15 protein-coding genes are annotated in these 16,924 nt (G+C 62.8%); 8 read left to right on the forward strand and 7 right to left on the reverse strand.

Annotated features, from left to right (window positions below):
* On the reverse strand, positions 1-570 hold the full coding sequence (locus tag JI59_RS00675; protein WP_007010944.1) for a hypothetical protein: 570 nt from the start codon (positions 568-570) through the stop codon (positions 1-3).
* A gap of 174 nt (positions 571-744) precedes the next feature.
* On the opposite strand from JI59_RS00675, the gene eno reads away from it, so the two are divergent.
* The gene (gene eno, locus JI59_RS00680) at positions 745-2,031 is read left to right on the forward strand and encodes a phosphopyruvate hydratase (RefSeq protein ID WP_007010943.1); all 1,287 of its coding nucleotides are present in this window, start codon (positions 745-747) and stop codon (positions 2,029-2,031) included.
* 153 nt (positions 2,032-2,184) lie between these two features.
* Here eno and JI59_RS00685 read toward each other — a convergent pair whose 3' ends face one another.
* The 4 genes from JI59_RS00685 to ribB form a co-directional block, all read right to left on the reverse strand.
* Positions 2,185-2,751, reverse strand: a complete 567-nt coding sequence (locus JI59_RS00685; RefSeq protein WP_007010942.1) for a helix-turn-helix domain-containing protein — start codon at positions 2,749-2,751, stop codon at positions 2,185-2,187.
* Positions 2,752-2,922: 171 nt separating this feature from the next.
* A complete protein-coding gene (locus JI59_RS26590) occupies positions 2,923-3,117 on the reverse strand; it encodes a hypothetical protein (protein ID WP_138921218.1) in 195 nt (64 codons plus the stop codon).
* A gap of 407 nt (positions 3,118-3,524) precedes the next feature.
* Positions 3,525-3,947 (reverse strand): 6,7-dimethyl-8-ribityllumazine synthase, encoded by a 423-nt coding sequence (ribH, locus tag JI59_RS00690; protein WP_007010940.1) that lies wholly within the window; start codon positions 3,945-3,947, stop codon positions 3,525-3,527.
* 1 nt (position 3,948) lies between these two features.
* A complete protein-coding gene (gene ribB / locus JI59_RS00695) occupies positions 3,949-5,262 on the reverse strand; it encodes a 3,4-dihydroxy-2-butanone-4-phosphate synthase (RefSeq protein ID WP_038575285.1) in 1,314 nt (437 codons plus the stop codon).
* Positions 5,263-5,449: 187 nt separating this feature from the next.
* Between ribB and JI59_RS00700 the strand changes: the two genes are divergently transcribed.
* On the forward strand, positions 5,450-5,917 hold the full coding sequence (locus JI59_RS00700) for an MEKHLA domain-containing protein (protein WP_007010937.1): 468 nt from the start codon (positions 5,450-5,452) through the stop codon (positions 5,915-5,917).
* A complete protein-coding gene (locus tag JI59_RS00705) occupies positions 5,914-6,744 on the forward strand; it encodes a kinase (protein WP_007010936.1) in 831 nt (276 codons plus the stop codon). Before JI59_RS00700 ends, JI59_RS00705 begins: the two co-directional genes overlap by 4 nt.
* Here the strand turns inward: JI59_RS00705 and JI59_RS00710 are convergent.
* Both JI59_RS00710 and JI59_RS27260 read right to left on the reverse strand, forming a co-directional pair.
* Positions 6,732-7,664 carry a YihY/virulence factor BrkB family protein gene (locus JI59_RS00710; protein ID WP_007010934.1) on the reverse strand — a complete coding sequence of 311 codons (933 nt, stop codon included), beginning with the start codon at positions 7,662-7,664 and terminating at the stop codon, positions 6,732-6,734. The two genes, JI59_RS00705 and JI59_RS00710, sit on opposite strands and share 13 nt — an antisense overlap.
* Before the next feature lie 97 nt (positions 7,665-7,761).
* Positions 7,762-7,983, reverse strand: coding sequence for a hypothetical protein (locus tag JI59_RS27260; RefSeq protein ID WP_203226073.1), 222 nt, complete (start codon positions 7,981-7,983; stop codon positions 7,762-7,764).
* On the opposite strand from JI59_RS27260, the gene JI59_RS00715 reads away from it, so the two are divergent.
* From JI59_RS00715 to JI59_RS00735, 5 genes are all read left to right on the forward strand, one after another.
* The gene (locus JI59_RS00715; RefSeq protein ID WP_138921217.1) at positions 7,982-10,219 is read left to right on the forward strand and encodes an autotransporter assembly complex protein TamA; all 2,238 of its coding nucleotides are present in this window, start codon (positions 7,982-7,984) and stop codon (positions 10,217-10,219) included. The genes JI59_RS27260 and JI59_RS00715 overlap by 2 nt on opposite strands.
* Complete coding sequence (locus tag JI59_RS00720; protein WP_007010932.1) at positions 10,219-14,478, forward strand: translocation/assembly module TamB domain-containing protein; 4,260 nt, start codon at positions 10,219-10,221, stop codon at positions 14,476-14,478. The genes JI59_RS00715 and JI59_RS00720 overlap by 1 nt, the downstream gene beginning before the upstream one ends.
* Positions 14,478-14,669, forward strand: a complete 192-nt coding sequence (locus JI59_RS00725; protein WP_007010931.1) for a hypothetical protein — start codon at positions 14,478-14,480, stop codon at positions 14,667-14,669. Before JI59_RS00720 ends, JI59_RS00725 begins: the two co-directional genes overlap by 1 nt.
* Positions 14,670-14,749: 80 nt before the next feature.
* Positions 14,750-15,133, forward strand: a complete 384-nt coding sequence (locus tag JI59_RS00730) for a PilZ domain-containing protein (protein ID WP_038575287.1) — start codon at positions 14,750-14,752, stop codon at positions 15,131-15,133.
* Between the two features lie 232 nt (positions 15,134-15,365).
* Positions 15,366-16,535, forward strand: a complete 1,170-nt coding sequence (locus JI59_RS00735; RefSeq protein WP_007010928.1) for a tyrosine-type recombinase/integrase — start codon at positions 15,366-15,368, stop codon at positions 16,533-16,535.
* Positions 16,536-16,924 lie beyond the last annotated feature (389 nt).

The raw sequence follows: 16,924 nt of genomic DNA on the forward strand, positions 1-16,924 counted from the left end.
TCACTTGCTCTTCTTGAACATGCGTCCGAACAGGAAACCGGCGGCGACGGCCATGCCTACGGCAAGTCCCGGGCTGGTGCGCACGAATTCCTTGGCGTCTTCGCCCAGGTCGTCGAGCGACTTTTCGTCGAGTTTGGTGGCGGCATCCTGCATGGACCGGGAAGCTGTCCGAACATAATCGCCATATTTGGGGCCGACCTTCTCGTCGATCAGGTGGACGTTCTCATCCATCACCTTGGACAGGCCGACCATGGCCTGACTGGTACGGGCCTTGCCTTCGTTGGCGAGATCGGTGGCCTTGACCTTGGCGTCGGCAGCGTAGGTGCTGGCCTTCTCGCGGGCTTCGGCCGCGAAGTCGTTGGCCTTGGTTCGCGCATCGTCCGACCGCGTCTTTACCTCGCTTGACCATTCATTCGTCGCCTGGGTCAGCTTTCCGCGATATTCTTCGGCGCGCGCCTGAGCTTCCTTGCCGAGTGCCTGTGCGCCGGCCTTGGCCTCTTCCATCGCCTTGGCAAAGTGGTTCTTGGCGGATTCGGCTTCGTTTCCGGTGGTAGCGGTAGGTTCGGCCATACGTCTATCCTTCCTTCGTTTCCCGTTCGCCGGGACTATCCCCATATAGGCGGTGCGCGTACAGAGTAACACATCTTGCCTATAGATCCCCAACGCAACTTGTCAGGCGGAGTTCCCCTGCTAAGACGCCGGCCAAAGGCGCAGTGAGGCGCCGCAATGAGGAGTTCAGCTCAAATGACCGCGATCATCGACATTCATGGCCGTGAAATCCTGGACAGCCGCGGCAATCCGACCGTGGAAGTCGACGTCCTGCTCGAAGACGGCAGTTTCGGCCGCGCGGCTGTGCCTTCGGGTGCTTCGACCGGCGCCCACGAGGCGGTCGAGCTGCGTGACGGCGACAAGGCACGCTACCTCGGCAAGGGTGTGCTCAAGGCTGTCGATGCCGTCAACGGCGAGATCGCCGAGGCGCTGGTCGGCCTCGATGCCGAGGATCAGCGCGATCTCGACCTGGCGATGATTGCCCTCGACGGCACCGAAAACAAGGCGCGTCTTGGCGCGAACGCCATCCTCGGTACCAGTCTTGCAGCCGCCAAGGCCGCGGCGAATGCCCGCGGCCTGCCGCTCTATTCCTATGTCGGCGGCGTTTCGGCCCATGTCCTGCCGGTGCCGATGATGAACATCATCAACGGCGGCGAACATGCCGACAACCCGATCGACTTTCAGGAATTCATGATCATGCCGGTCGGCGCGGGCTCGATTGCCGAGGCCGTTCGCTGGGGTGCAGAGGTTTTCCACACGCTCAAGAAGGGCCTGTCCGAGAAGGGCCTTGCGACCGCCGTCGGCGATGAAGGCGGTTTTGCGCCGAACCTTGCCAGCACCCGCGATGCGCTCGACTTCGTCATGGCCTCGATCGAGAAGGCCGGCTTCAAGCCCGGCACCGATATCCAGCTGGCACTCGACTGCGCTTCGACCGAGTTCTTCAAGAACGGCAAGTACGAGATCAGCGGCGAGGGCCTTTCGCTCGATCCGGTCGCCTTTGCCGATTATCTGGCCGATCTGTGCGACGCCTACCCGATCATTTCGGTCGAGGACGGCATGAGCGAGGACGATTTCGAGGGCTGGAAGGCTCTGACCGACAAGGTTGGCCACAAGGTTCAGCTCGTCGGTGACGACCTTTTCGTGACCAATCCCAAGCGCCTGACCATGGGCATCGAGCAGGGCCTCGCCAACTCGCTGCTGGTCAAGGTGAACCAGATCGGCTCGCTGACCGAGACGCTCGAAGCCGTCTCGATCGCCAACCGTGCAGGCTACACCGCGGTCATGTCGCACCGTTCGGGCGAGACCGAGGATTCGACGATCGCCGACCTCGCGGTTGCGACCAACTGCGGCCAGATCAAGACCGGGTCGCTGGCGCGTTCGGACCGGCTTGCCAAGTACAACCAGCTCATCCGCATCGAGGAAGAGCTGGGCGATGCCGCTCATTATGCCGGGGCCGGTGCCTTCGGCCGCCTGAGCGTCTGACGTCAGTAACAGCTCGAGCCTCTGACCATCAGATTAGGGTAAGAGTCGGGTCCGGGCGACTGCTCCACATGGGTTGGAGCAGTCGCCCGGCGCTGCCAGGCACGTACAGGTTCTCCCTTCCAAGGGGGGCGGAAAGGGTGGGGGCGCCTGATTCTATCGCGCGGCAGCGAAGCGGGGGCTCGGATCGTCCAGCGGCACGACCGAGCGAGACGAGGCTGCAAAGTATTCCAGCATGGCGGCATAGCCGCGGGCGCTGAGACGGACGTAAACCCTGCGCGCATCGCCGGGATCGGCTTCGCGTTGCAGGAGCTGGTGCTTTTCGAGAATGCTGATCCAGCGCAGCGCCGTGGTTGACGGCACGGCCGAGCCGATGCAGGCGCTCGTCACCGAAACGCGGCGCCTTTCCTTTGCGGCGATGAACAGGTCGAGCAGAATATCCCAGGCCGGCTCTCCGAAGAGGGCGTCGGCCTGAAAGATCTTCGACCTGCGGCGCCTGTCGCCATAGGCCTGACGGGCCAGCTCAACCCAGATGGGATGGTCCTTGCTGGCGAATTCCCTGAAGTGTCCGGGCGCATCGTGAAGGCTTGCGTCCGAAAAGGGATCGCCGGCCAGCGGCTGCCCGATTTCGAGTTCGCGGGCCATGGCGAGCAGTTCATTCGCTATGCCGATCAGGCGAATGGCCTTGGCGCGGTTGCGCATCAACTGGTCGGACATGTCCATCGACGGCGATCACCCAATTGCGTGCCGGGATCGCGCAAGGCACCGATGGTCCTTGCGATAGGGAGATCCGCAGCGATTGAACCCACGTTCGCGGAACCCAGGATGATCCGTGCCAAAAACTTGTTCCGGCATGGTTTTCATTCTCGGTGCCGCAACCCGGGGTGATCAATGTCACGCCGTGGCGAGATCGTCTCGCGCAGGTTCATCCGTTTCGGACGGACATCTTTCGAGATTGAAGGATTTGGCAAGCGCGGCGATGGCCGCATCGAGATGCGCTGCGGCGACAGGGACGTCGAGGCGGTCGAACTCCACCAGCATGCCCTCAAGCGCGGGAATGAGCCCCGCAGCGCAATTTTTCCTGTCCAACTCAGTGACCTCCGTGAGGCGAGGCGCTTGCCTTTCAGACCATGCAGATGCCGAAAGACAACTGGCGAAAGCGTTCGTTCGCGCTTCTCAAGCCTGCTGCCAATTGGCTCCGATCAGGATCTGACTTTGCCATCTATTGTTGGATGGGTACAATAAACCGTCCAAGTTGAAACAGTATAAATGACAATGTTCCATAAGTGAACATATTGTAAGGGTTAAGTTGGTTTCCCTATTGACCAGCTATCTGGCCGAATTTGTCTGCAAATAAGCACGGGCGAGGATTTTTAAGTTGATCCTTCTCGGTCCGTCACTGCAGTTGAGCCGTCATGCCGCTTGCGGGTGCGTCCGGGGGCGGCCGCGTCCGGGTTCGGGCGCTCGCTTCACGGCACCCGAACCCGGCCGATCGATCAGCCGCCGAAGCGTTCGCGCAGCTCGAGCAGGGCGATGGCCGCCTTGGCAGCTTCGCCGCCCTTGTCCTTCTGTGCCGGATCGGCGCGGACCAGTGCCTGCTGCTCGTTCTCGACGGTGAGGATGCCGTTGCCGATGGCAATGCCGTCCATCGTCAATGCCATGATGCCGCGTGCGCTTTCACCAGCGACGATTTCGAAGTGGTAGGTCTCGCCGCGGATTACGACGCCGATAGCGACATAGCCGTCGTAATCGCCCGAAGCATCGGCCAGCGAAATCGCGCCGGGAATTTCCAGGGCGCCGGGTACTGTAATAACGTCGACGCCATGACCGGCGGCCTTGAGCGCCTGGCTGGCGCCGGCCACGAGCATGTCGTTGAGGTGGTCGTAGAAGCGGGCCTCGATGATCAGGAAACGGGCCATGTCAATTCGCTCCTTCGGTTGGATGCGCGGGAATGGCGCGTTCGCTCACGATGTTGAGGCCATAGCCTTCCAGCGCGACGAGCGAATGGTGGGTGTTGGTCAGCAGGATCATGTCATGGATGCCCAGTTCGGCAAGGATCTGCGCCCCGACGCCGTAGTCGCGCAGTTCCTCGAGGTCGGGCGTGCGTCCGGCCCGCGCTTCCTGCTTGATTTCCATGATGCGCGACATCAACCTGTCCATCGGGCGGTTGATGATGACGATGACGCCGGCGCCTTCACCGGCAATCATTTCCATCGAGCGATGCAGGAGTTCGCCGCGTTCTTCGGAGTCTTCGCCGAGGACGTCGGAGAAGACCGAGAGGGTGTGCATGCGCACCAGCGTCGGCTTTGACGGATCGATACGGCCCTTGATCAGGGCAATGGTCTCGACGCCGGTGGCCTTGTTGCCGAAGCTGCGCGCGACCCACTGCCCGCCGTAACGGCTGTTGAACACCAGCTCGTTCTTGGTTTCCACGAGGCGGTCGTGCCTGCGGCGATAGGCGATGAGGTCGCGGATCGTGCCGATCTTGAGGTCATGCATGCGCGCGAAGGTCATCAGGTCGTCCATGCGCGCCATGGTGCCGTCGTCGCGCATGATCTCGCAGATCACGCCCGAGGGGTTGAGGCCGGCGAGGCGGGAGATGTCGACCGCGGCTTCGGTGTGGCCGGCCCGGACGAGTACGCCGCCGTCGCGCGCGCGCAGCGGAAAGATGTGGCCCGGGGTGACGATGTCGTCCTTGCCCTTGGTTCCGTCGATCGCGACGCTGACGGTGCGCGCGCGGTCGCCGGCGGAAATCCCGGTGGTGACGCCTTCGCGCGCCTCGATCGAGGTGGTGAATGCGGTCTCGTGGCGCGTGCCGTTGTTTTGGCTCATCAGGTCGAGGCCGAGCTGGCTGACACGCTCGCTGGTGAGCGAGAGGCAGATCAGACCGCGGCCATGGGTGGCCATGAAGTTGATCGCCGAGGGGGTCGCCATCTGCGCGGGAATGACGAGATCGCCCTCATTCTCGCGGTCCTCGTCGTCGACGAGGACGAACATGCGGCCGTTGCGGGCCTCCTCGATGATTTCCTCGATCGGCACGAGGACCTGCCGGTCGTCGTTGGAGAAGAGGACGCGTTCGAGCTTGCCCAGCGTATCGGCGGTGGGGTTCCAGTCCGGCTCGGTGCAATCGCGCAGGGTGTTGGCGTGGAGGCCGGCGGCGCGGGCGAGGCCCGCCTTGCTCATTCCGCCCTCGGTCACGAGCTTGCGGACTTGTTCGATTATGTTGCCAGACATGGGAATCACCGTTGTTCACATTATGATGTGAAGTTGATATGAACCTCTCACATCAAAATTCAAGTGACATTTTCGATGTGAAGGATGTCCTCGTCGCAATGCCGGCCGAGGAGGAAAGGCCACCCATTGCAGGCGTTCCGCGCTCCTGTCAGAAATAGTCCGAAAGGCAAAGGTTGGGGTACTCAAGGTGTCGATAACGGAAACGGAAGATGTCCCTGAGATCTATCGCGAACCCCGCCGCGCAGAGCGGATCGCGCTGCTTGCTTCCAGTTACCGGCGCTTGCTTGGCCGGGACCTGATTGCACCGTGCGACGATGTGGTGGCCGGTCTTTGGAATGCGCCGTTCGCACTGCTTGCCCATGGTACCGAGACCGATCCGGTCTTTTTCTTCGGCAATGCCTGTGCGTTGGCGGCATTCGAGAGCGACGTTTCGAGTTTTACGGCGATGCCCTCGCGCCTTTCCGCCGAGGCTCCCTTGCGCGAGGAGCGACAGGCGCTGCTCGACCGGGTCACGGCGCAAGGATTCATCGATGACTATGCCGGGGTGCGCATCACGGCAAAGGGGCGTCGGTTTCGGATCGGGCCGGCGGTCGTGTGGAACCTGATCGACGAGGAAGGGCGCGTTCAGGGGCAGGCAGCGACATTCGTTCCATGAGCAAGGCCGATCCGCGCGTCGTGGCGGCGGTGATGAGCCAGATCGATGCGGCTCTTGGCGAATCCGCTCGTCGGCCGGTGGTGATTGGGCTGTGCGGCGCGCAGGGGAGCGGCAAGACGACTCTGGCCAGGGCTGTTCTAGCCTCTTGCACGGGCAAGGGGCTGCGCGCCGCCGCGCTTTCCATCGACGACATCTACCTCACCCGTGCAGAGCGAGCGGAACTTGCCCGTTCGGTGCATCCGCTACTGGCCACGCGAGGCGTTCCCGGGACACATGACGTGGGCCTGGGCCTGCGGGTCATGGATGCGCTGGAAAGGGGCGAGGCGGCGCGCCTGCCCCGCTTCGACAAGGCAAGGGACGATCGCGCGGCAATGTCCGAATGGCCGAGTGCACCCGAGGCTTGCGAGGTCCTGATCTTCGAAGGCTGGTGCGTAGGCGCCGCTCCCCAGCGCGAAGAGGACCTCGCAGCACCAGTGAACGGCCTCGAAGAACGCGAGGATGCAGACGGACGCTGGCGGCGCTACGTCAATGCCGCAATGGCAGGAAGGTACGCGTCCTTGTTCGCAAGGCTCGACCGCCTCGTCCTGATCGCGGCGCCGGACTTCGCAGTCGTGTATGCCTGGCGACTGGAGCAGGAGCGGGATCTGGCCCGGTCCGCCCCTTCGGGAGGGGCTCTCATGGACGAGGCAGGTATCTCCCGCTTCATCAGTCATTACGAGCGCTTGACTCGGCATATCCTCCAGGAAATGCCCGCACGCGCGGATCTGGTCATTCTCCTGGACGAGCAGCGCCGTCCGGTCTGCATCGAAAGCGGTCAGTCCGCCTGATGGCGGGCAATGTCGCCGCGTCGACGCTTGCGCCCTTCCAGTTCGCTCACCGAAGGAATGGTACTGTCGATGACATCGGCGAGGATCGCCCCGCGCTCGCCCGGGGGACGTTCCGGTCCGATCGTCGTATCGCGGAAGGTCTGCCGTTCGATCTCGGCGTTGAGAAGCGCGCCGAGCAGCGCGCCGTAAGCGGAGAGGAACAGCCACATCAGGAAGACCACGATGGCCGAGAGCGAGCCGTACGTCGCATTGTAGTCGCTGATGTAGGCGACATAGAGGGAGAAGCCGAAGGACACCGCGATCCACAGCAACGTGGCAAGCAGGGCGCCAGGCGTCAGCCAGCGCCATTTGGCGGGGCGGCGGTCAGGCCCGTAGCGCATGATCAGCGCAAATCCTGCGCTGCCCAGCGCTACGGCGGCTGCCCAGGTCAGGGCCTTGAAGAGCATTTGTGTCGAGCCGCCGAGATAGACTTTGGTCTGCGTCTGCAGCCAGGCGAAGATGCCTCCGGCCAGCACGCCGGTCAGCGCAATCATCACGCCGGCGAGTGTCAGCCAGGCAGCCCGCATCATCGTCGACAAGATGCCGCGCGTTTCATGTTCCTCGTTGATGATGTTGAGCGCACTGATCATTCCGTTGGCCGCGCGCATGCCGCCGAAGATCGCGAAGAACAGCGCTATGAAAAGCGCCAGCCCGGTCACGCCGGAGCTGGTCGAGACGATCTGCATGAGCTGCTGTTCCAGGATATGCGCCGCTTCGGGCGGAACCACCTTGGCGATTCGTTCCATCTGGCTTCTGACGGTATCGACATCGCCGATCAGGCCGTAGATCATCACAGTGGCTGCGATCAGGGGCGTGAGGGCAAGGAAGCAATAGAAGGCCAGTCCGGCGGAGAGCAGGCCCAGTTCGTGAAAGCCGCTCATGATCCAGACGCGCTTCAATACACCCCCCCAGGCCGAAAGCGGCATGGACCAGGGGGAATTTGCGTTAGCGCCTGGCTGCGCCGAAGGAGGCGGCGTGCTAGTTTCCATGATCTTGTCGAATCTTACGGGGAACTTTCCCTGTTGCAAAGCGATAGGGAATTTCAGGAAAAGCCGTCCGGTCCGGCTTCAAAAGGGGAAGATTCGTCGTACAGTTCATGCCTTGGCTAATGGATCGCAATTCACCTTGTTCCCGGCGGGTGCGCAACCATCGTTTCCTTTCCGCGCCGAGCCTTGCAACTCTCTCGGTGGCGCTGGTCATGGCAACAGGCGTTGCGCATGCCCAGGTCTCGTCAGGCGCTGGACACTCTCCGGCGCAGCCTTCCGCGCAAGCTGGCGATGCAGCCGGATCCACTGGCGATATCGATCTGGAAGCCGGAAAGGTTCCCGTTCCCGCGCCTCCGGCTGACGTGACCTTGCCGGAACTCGATCCGGTCATCGGCGACGACGAGTTCAATTCCACGGTCCCCGTGCTCGATGAGGCCGACGATCCCGAACTGGACAAGCCACTGGAATCGATCGAGGCCTTCGAGCGCCGCTTGGCGGCGGATCAGGCCGATGCGAAGCCCGGCGAGGGGCAGGAGGCTCCGCTGGGCGATCCGGACCTTGCCGACCATGACCGGGCCGAGGAAATCGGCGATGCGCCCGTGCGCGATGCAGAACTGACTGCCCCTTTGCCACCGCTCGACCGGTTCGAGGTGACGCCGGTCGAATTCGATCGCAATGCCGACGAGGAGAAGCAGGACGTCGAGGTCGCCTACAAGGTGAGCATCGAGGGACTGGAAGCCGCGGACGACGAGACGGGGGTCAATCTCAAGAGCCAGTTCAACGGTCTTTCCGCGCTCAGGAAGGGCGATGGCAAGGCCGCCAATATCGCGATGATCTCGGCGCGCCTGACCGAGGACAGCGAGTTGCTGCAGAACATTCTCGCGGCCCAAGGCTGGTATTTGGCGCGCGTGCGCACCCGCATCGATCGCGGTACCCAGGGTGACGGCCAGCCGCTTCAGGCCGTACTGACGGTCCGCCCCGGCAAGCGCTATGTCTTCTCCGACATCGTCATCAAGGCCGATCCCACCGTGCCGCCCCACCTGATCGAGGACAATGTCGCGCTGAAGCCGGGCGAGCCGATCGTCGCCGATCGCGTGCAGGGTACGGAGGCGCAGATTGCCGTGGCCTTGCCTGAACACGGTTATCCCTTCGCAGCTGTGGGCGAGCGCGACATCCTGCTCGATCGGCAGACCGGCGAAGGGGTTTACACGCTGCCCGTCGACATCGGTCCGCGCGGCCGCTTCGGCGGGATCACCACCGACGGCGACCTCGCTTTCGATGCCCACCACATCGAGGTCCTCAGTCGGTTCAAGCGCGGGGATCTGTTCGACAGCCGGAAGGTCGACGACCTGCGCAAGGCGCTGATCGCGACGAGCCTGTTCTCCACGGTCTCGGTCGAACCGAAGAAGACCGGCGAAGCAGCCGGGGAGGGCACCGAATACGTCGATCTCCATGTGAAGCAGGATGCAGGCCCGCCGCGCACCATTGCCGGATCGCTGGGTTTTGCCGCTGGCGAGGGTATCACGGCCAAGGCGAGCTGGACCCACCGCAATTTCTTCCCGCCCGAAGGCGCGCTAATTGCCAATGCCGTAGCCGGTACGCGCCAGCAGGGTGTGGGCGTCACTTTCCGCCGCTCCAATGCAGGCAAGCGCGATCGCACGCTGGAAGTGGTCGCCGAGGCCTTCCACAACGATTATGATGCGTACAGCGCCTATACCGGACGCCTCGCGGCCAAGATCGGGCGCGATTCCACGCCGATCTGGCAGAAGAAATACACTTATGCCTTCGGCGTGGAACTGCTTGCCACTTCCGAGACCGATTTCGACGCGGCTACCGGAGACCGGTCGCGCCGCACGTTCTACATTGCCGGCGTGAACGGACAGGTCGGCTTCGACCGGACCGACAGCCTCCTCGACCCGACGAAGGGCTATCGCCTGACTGCGCTGGTCCAGCCTGAGACGACCGTGAACAAGGGATTCAACCCTTACGTGCGTGCGCGACTGGATGCCTCGGCCTATTACCCGATCTCCGATCAGTTGGTGGTTGCAGGGCGGATGAGACTGGGCACGATCCAGGGCGTAGGGCTTTTCGACATTGCGCCGTCCCGGCGTCTCTATGCCGGCGGCGGCGGTTCGGTTCGCGGCTTCGCCTACCAGAAGCTGGGCGAGCAGGCTCCCGACGGTGATCCGGTCGGCGGGCGCAGCCTCAACGAGGCATCTGCCGAGCTGCGCTATCGCTTCGGCAATTACGGTATTGTCGGCTTCATCGATGCCGGGCAGGCTTATCGCGAGACCATGCCCCAGTTCTCCGACTTGCGGTACGGCGTCGGCATCGGCGGCCGCTTCTATACGAACTTCGGTCCGATCCGGCTGGACGTTGCAACGCCGCTGGCGCGCCGTCCCGGGGAATCGCGGATCAATATCTACGTTTCGATCGGACAGGCGTTCTGATGGCGGAAAACGACGACATTCCCGCCGAAACGCCCCCTCCGGCCATGGAAGAAGCGGTCGTGATCGAACGGCCCTCGCTGTTGCAGCGCGCCAAGGTGCGCGCGCTCAAGACCGTTGTGCTGATCGGCATCGGCATCGTGGCGCTTGCGGTCCTGGTGATCTTCGGCATCGATACCGGACCGGGGCGGCGTTTCGTCGCCGACCAGATAGCCGCTCTCGAATTCGAGAACGGCATGAAGATCTTGGTCGGGCGGATCGAGGGCTCGCTCTATGGCAAGATGACCCTGCACGATCTGTCGGTGCGCGATCCCAAGGGCGAGTTCCTGTTCTCGCCCGAGATCCACGTCGACTGGAATCCCTTCGACTATTTCAGCAATCACGTGAACGTGCGCAGCGCCACGGCACAGCGCATGATCCTGCGCCGGGCGCCGCAGTTTCGCGAGACGCCGCCCAGTGATGCGCCCTTGCTGCCGGATCTCGATATCGACGTGGGCGCGATGCGCGTCGACAATTTCGTCTTCGAGCCGGCGGTATCGGGCGAGCGGCGGATCATGTCGTTCGCCGGTAAGGTGCACATCGCCGACGGCAGGGCACAAGTGGACACCAAGGGCGCGACGATCGCGATTGCCGGCAAGGAGGGGGGAGATCGCTTCGATCTCTCGCTGGATGCCGTGCCGAAGCAGAACCGTCTGGGCATCGGCCTGGATCTCGACGCGCCGACGGGAGGCGTGATCGCCTCACTGGCTGGGCTGACGCAGCCGCTGACGCTCGAAGTCAACGGCAAGGGCACATGGGCCGCCTGGAACGGCAAGCTCGCCGCGAACTATGGAACCGGGGATCTCGCGCGGCTGGATCTCACTGCGCGCGACGGAACTTTCGCGATCAAGGGACCGACCCGCTTTGCACGCATGTTCAGCGGGCCGACCGCGAACCTGCTCGGTCCAGTCACCAGTATCGACGTAAAGGCAGTGCTGGCGGACCGGCGCGCGAACGTGTCGGGCATGATTTCCAGCGACACGTTCAACCTCACCCCCAATGGCCTCGTTGACCTTTCGGACAACAGCTTCGAGGACTTCAAACTGGCTTTCGTGCTGCTCAAGCCTTCTGCCCTGGCGAAGAACCTGAGCGGAGCGGGCACTCGCGCTATCCTGACGCTGGACGGAGCCTTCACCGCGCCCAGGGTCGGCTATCGCATCAGCGCGAGCCGGCTGGTAATGAACGACATGGGCCTGCAGGGCTTTGTCGCAGAAGGCGCCGCGCGGGTTGACGCGGGCAAGATCATGATCCCTGTTTCGGCGCGGGTCGAGCGGATCACCGGCCTCGATACGGTGGCCGGCGGGACATTGCCCAATGTCCGCCTCAACGGCGATCTGGCGATAGACGGGGCGCGCATCCTGTCCGACAACATGCGGCTGCGCTCCGATCGTATCGATGCCGGGCTGATCCTTGTCGCCGATGTCGGCAAGGGGCTCTACACCGGCGCCATCGACGGCAAGATCGACAATTATCGCCTTGCCAGCGTGGGCATCTTCAACATCCGCACCGACATGGACCTCGAAAGCAAGGGGAACGGCTTTGCCCTGGACGGTACGGTGCGGGCACAATCGACGCGCCTGCTGAACGACAGCCTCAAGGGCTATCTCGGCGGCAATTTCGCAGCGGCCTCGCACGTGAATTACGGCACCGATGGCGTCGTGCGCTTCTCCAACCTGCAGATGACCGCGCCGGACCTCAAGGTGCGCGGCGGCCGTGGCTTCTGGTCGCCTGACGGGCGCATTTCCCTCGTCGCCGATGGGACCTCGGATCGCTACGGAGCGATCGGCGTTCGCGTGGCCGGGACGATTGCCGATCCTGACGCCCATATCACGGCGGACAAGCCCAACCTCGGCATCGGCCTCGCCAATCTCGATGCGCGGGTGACCGGTGCGCGGGGCGGCTATAACCTAGCCCTGACCGGCGATACCGACTACGGCCCGCTCAAGGCCGATGTCACGCTGGGCATGGGGCAGGCGATGTCCCTGCAGATCAACGAGGCCAATCTTTCCGGCGTCGCCTTCGCAGGCAAGCTCGGCCAGACCCGCAGTGGCCCCTTTGCCGGTGAGCTGACTGCCACAGGCAACGGTGTGAACGGGGTTCTGACCCTCTCGGCCGAGCGGAAATACCAGGCCATCGACTTCAACCTGCGCGCGCAGGATTCGACTTTCGCCGGCCCTGCGAACCTGACGATCCGTTCCGCCATCATCGACGGGCGCGCGGTCCTCTACGATCAGCCCAGTCTGGTGGCCGACGCCCAGATTTCCGGAACCCGTATGGGGGCGCTTCGCATCGCCGTGGCGCGCGCGCTGATCGATTACCGTAATGGCCGGGGCAAGGCGAAAGCGATGCTCGAAGGCTATAGCGGCGTACCCTTCAAGCTGGCGCTGAACGGTGACCTGCAGCCCGATGTCTGGCGCATCGCGCTTGACGGCAAGGTTCGCGGTCAGAGCGTCAAGACCACGTCGCCTGCCAGGATCCTGCCGAAGGAAGACGGATACGAACTCTTGCCGACCAAGCTGGCCTTCGGCGGTGGCTCGGCCAAGATCGCGGGCACCTATGGCGCCGGCATGAAGCTGCAGAGCCGTCTTGAGAACATCGACATGACCATGCTCAATGCTTTCCTGCCCGGGTATGGCTTCGGCGGTTCGGCGAGCGGCAGTCTCGACTTTGCGCAGGCCGATCCCGCCGCATTTCCTCGTGCCGATGCGCGCCTGACGCTCAACAACTTTACCCGCACCAGTTCGGACATCGTCAGCCAGCCTGTCGACATCAATTTCGTCGGCAAGCTCCTGGCTGACGGCGGTGAGGCGAGGGCGGTGTTCCGGCGCAGTGGTTCCGTCATCGGGCGCATGGTCGCAAGCCTGCGGCCCTTGCCGCCCGGCAGCGGCCCGTGGACCGAGCGCTTGCTCGATGCCCCGCTGGGCGGCGGTATCCGATACAACGGCCCGGCCGATACCCTGTTCTCGTTCGCGGGAATGTCGGGGCAGACCCTCAGCGGCCCGATGGGGCTGGCGGCCGACTTCTCCTGCAAGCTTTCCGATCCCTGCCTGAACGGCATCGTGCGCGGCAAGGATCTTGTCTACGAAAACCAGACATACGGCACGCGGCTGTCCAAGCTCAATTTTGCGGGCAAGTTCGACGGCAACCGGATGGAACTGGAATCGCTGAGCGCCAAGGCAGGCGATGGCACGTTGAGCGCAAACGGCTTTGTCAGCCTGGCCGCCGACCAGGGCTATCCGATGGACATCTCGGTTGAGCTGGAAAAAGCGCGGCTAGCGCGCAGCAGTTCCATTTCCGCCAGCGCGACCGGCAACCTGCGCCTGAGCAAGCAGGCCGGAGAGGATGCGCTTCTTTCCGGCGTCCTGCGACTTCCCGAAACGCGCTACCAGATCGTGCGAGAAGGCTCGGCCGAAGTGCCGCGGCTGACCGGAGTGCGCTTCAAGCCGCGGCGCGGCCCGGAACGCATTACCGGTGACGAGCCCGCTGAACCGATCTCGTCGATGTTCTCCAGGCTACGCCTCGACTTGCGCATGCGTGCGCCGGAAAAGCTCTATGTTTCGGGCATGGGGCTTGAGTCCGAGTGGAAGGCGAACTTCACCATCGGCGGTACCAGTGCGGCGCCGACGATGGCCGGCGACGTTGAACTGATCCGCGGTACGCTCGGGTTCGCTGGACGCTCGTTCGAACTGACCCAAGGCGTGATCTCGTTCAACGGCGGAAGGACCATCGATCCCGCGGTGGCGATCACCGCGCAGGAATCGATCGACGATGTCGACGTGACCGTGGAAGTGGGCGGCAGGGCCTACAGCCCGCAAATCACTTTCAGCTCGACGCCCAGCCTGCCGCAGGACGAGGTGCTCTCGCGCATTCTGTTCGGCAGCTCCATCGCCAACCTTTCGGCGATCCAGGCGGTACAGCTGGCATCCTCGCTCAACTCTCTCAACTCAACCGGGGGCGGGCTCAATCCGCTCGGGCAACTGCGCTCGGCCACGGGGATCGACCGCCTGCGCATCCTGGGTGCGGACGAGGCATCGGGCCGGGGTACGGCTCTGGCGGCAGGTCAGTATCTGACCGACGACGTCTATGTCGAACTGATCACCGATGCGCGCGGCTTTACCGCGACGCAGCTCGAGGTCAGCGTGACCAAGTGGCTATCGGTGCTGAGTCAGGCTGGCGGTTCGGGCGTCAACAGCGTGAACCTGCGCATCAAGAAGAACTATTGATGCGCAGGCTCGCCTTCCTGGCGTTTGCCGTCCTCACGCTAGCCGCCTGCCACAGCGAGCCGGACTTCGATGAGCGCTACGATGCGGCAAGCAAGAAGATCCGGGAAAAGGCGGCGGACATCGACGCGCGCATTGCCGGCACGGGATCCCCTGAGTCCGAGGCCGCATTGGTTGACGACGGAAAGACCTGATCCGAACCTGCTGCGCAACCGAAGTTTTACTTCTGGCTGTTAAGCCTCAGCGCCAGTTCCGAGCGCAAATAGGGGCTTCGATGAAAGAGATTGCCGACTGCGATCGCCTCAACCGGCGGTTGACCGTTCTGCTGCATGGCCGTTGCCGCCAGTCCAGCTGGCAGGTCTTCGATGTCGAGTTGGGCGACATTTCGGAAGGCGGCTGCTGCGTGATCGGCAATGCGGATCGCTTCGCGCAGGGCCAGCATGTTTCCTTGCGCTTCGCGACCCTTCGCAATGTCGAAGGTTCCGTGCGATGGCTGCGCGAAGACCGGATCGGCGTGGAGTTCCGCAAGCCGATCAAGGCCCGCGTGATCGAGGAACTGGCGGCGAGCTTCGGCCTGCCTGAAACGCGCTCGGCGCCTGCCGGCAATGCCCGGGCGGAATCGGGGCTTGGCAGCACACTGACCGTCAGCAAGCGATAGGCTGGCGAAGTCTTCTGGCGGGATCGCTGCGCGTGATTTCGAAGAAGGGGTGGTGGACGCACTAGGGCTCGAACCTAGGACCCGCTGATTAAGAGTTTGGTCTGCATGGTGTTGCCACATGATAGCGCATGTTAGCGTAAGCTAGTCAAGTATCAGAAATTAAACAATAAATGTGGACCTTATCTAGGGCTCATGTTAGCATTCGTTTGCGTGCGGTGCTTATGGCACGCTTATGAATAGGAGCGATCCGATGCCACAGATGAGGCTCACCAAGGCACAAATTGATCGGGTCGCTAAGCCAGGTGGGAAGTGCGACACGCTCTTTTGGGATGAACAGCCGAGAGGATTTGGCCTCCGAGTTACACCGACAGGCAAAGCGACATTTGTCGTCCAAGGCAGGGTAGATGGATCCAAGAAGGAAGCCCGTATCACGATTGGCCCATACGGTGTTTTTACGGTCGAACAGGCGCGGGATATTGCCCGTGAGCACTTACGCACGATGCGGATGGGCTTGGATCCCCGTGATTTGAAGCGTCAGGACGAGGCAATGAAAGTGACCTTGGGAGAGGCGCTCAGCGCATATATCGATCGCCCCGGGAAGTTGAAATCGAGCACCGCAGCTGAATACCGGCGCCATGTAGAAAAAGTGTTCAAGGGGTGGAAGGACATCCCCGTTATCTCGATTACGCGAGATATGGTTCTCGACCGCCACAAGGAACTCGTTCGGCATGGTTTGGGAGGCACGCGTGCGGCGCCCGCCAGTGCGAACGCCGCGATGGTGACGCTCCGCATCCTCATTAACTTCGCCAGCCGCCAATACCGCCGCGCTGATGGCAGCCCGCTTGTGCTGCACAATCCCGTTGATGTGCTTAAAGACCATTGGGCACCGCTCGGTTCACGTACCGAACGCTATATTGACCGCCGCAAGATCGGTGAGGTGTGGAACAAGCTACATGAAGCCCGCAAAACACCTAAGAACAAGGAAGCGCTGGCTGCAATTGACCTGACAATCTTCGCGTTGCTGACGGGTGCCCGCCGGGATGAGATGGCCACGCTTACATGGGATCGCGTCAACATCGACGATAACGATCCATCCAATTGTTGGTGGCATCTGGACGACCGCAAACGTGGCGATCCCATCTGGCTCCCACTCTCGTCGCAAGCGGTGGCCCTTCTAAAGTCGCGCAGACCCGAACCTAAAGAGAGCGAGGACGCCCCGGAACCTAGTCCGTACGTGTTCCCTAGCTGGTCGAAGAGTGGCCACATCACTGACGCGCGGGCCCCCATGGAAGCGATCAGTGGTATTGTCGGGAAACATCTCTCGCTTCACGACCTTCGCCGGTCATTCACAAATTACGCCATGCGGGAATGTCTCATTGAGAAATTCGTGTCGATCTTCTAACCGGTCACAAACCGGCGCAGGAAGACATTACGGCGCGGGCATATTTGGATCTCGTCCGCCTCGAATGGCTGCAACTGGAAGTGCAACGCATCGCTGATTGGATCGAGCAGCAAGCCGAAGTCGCTGCCAGCAGAAACGTGATTCCGCTACATGCAGCTGGAGCCGCGTAGGGCCGGTTACAGCCCCGAAACCAGCTTGCTGCCGGGTTAGGGACGGCCACGCGCCGATCGCGCCCCACGCGGCCCCGTAGCCGAGAGCCAGTTGCGTCCATGCGGGCCGGGGCGATGCTGGAGCCGCAGCGAGGGAGCACCCCACCTACGCTTTTTTGAATCGAGTTCGGGCGGCTTTGAAGCCTCTCCCTCCTACGCTTTTTTGGATTTTCGCCCACT

It is taken from the genome of Novosphingobium pentaromativorans US6-1 (genome assembly GCF_000767465.1).
GTDB lineage: Bacteria > Pseudomonadota > Alphaproteobacteria > Sphingomonadales > Sphingomonadaceae > Novosphingobium > Novosphingobium pentaromativorans.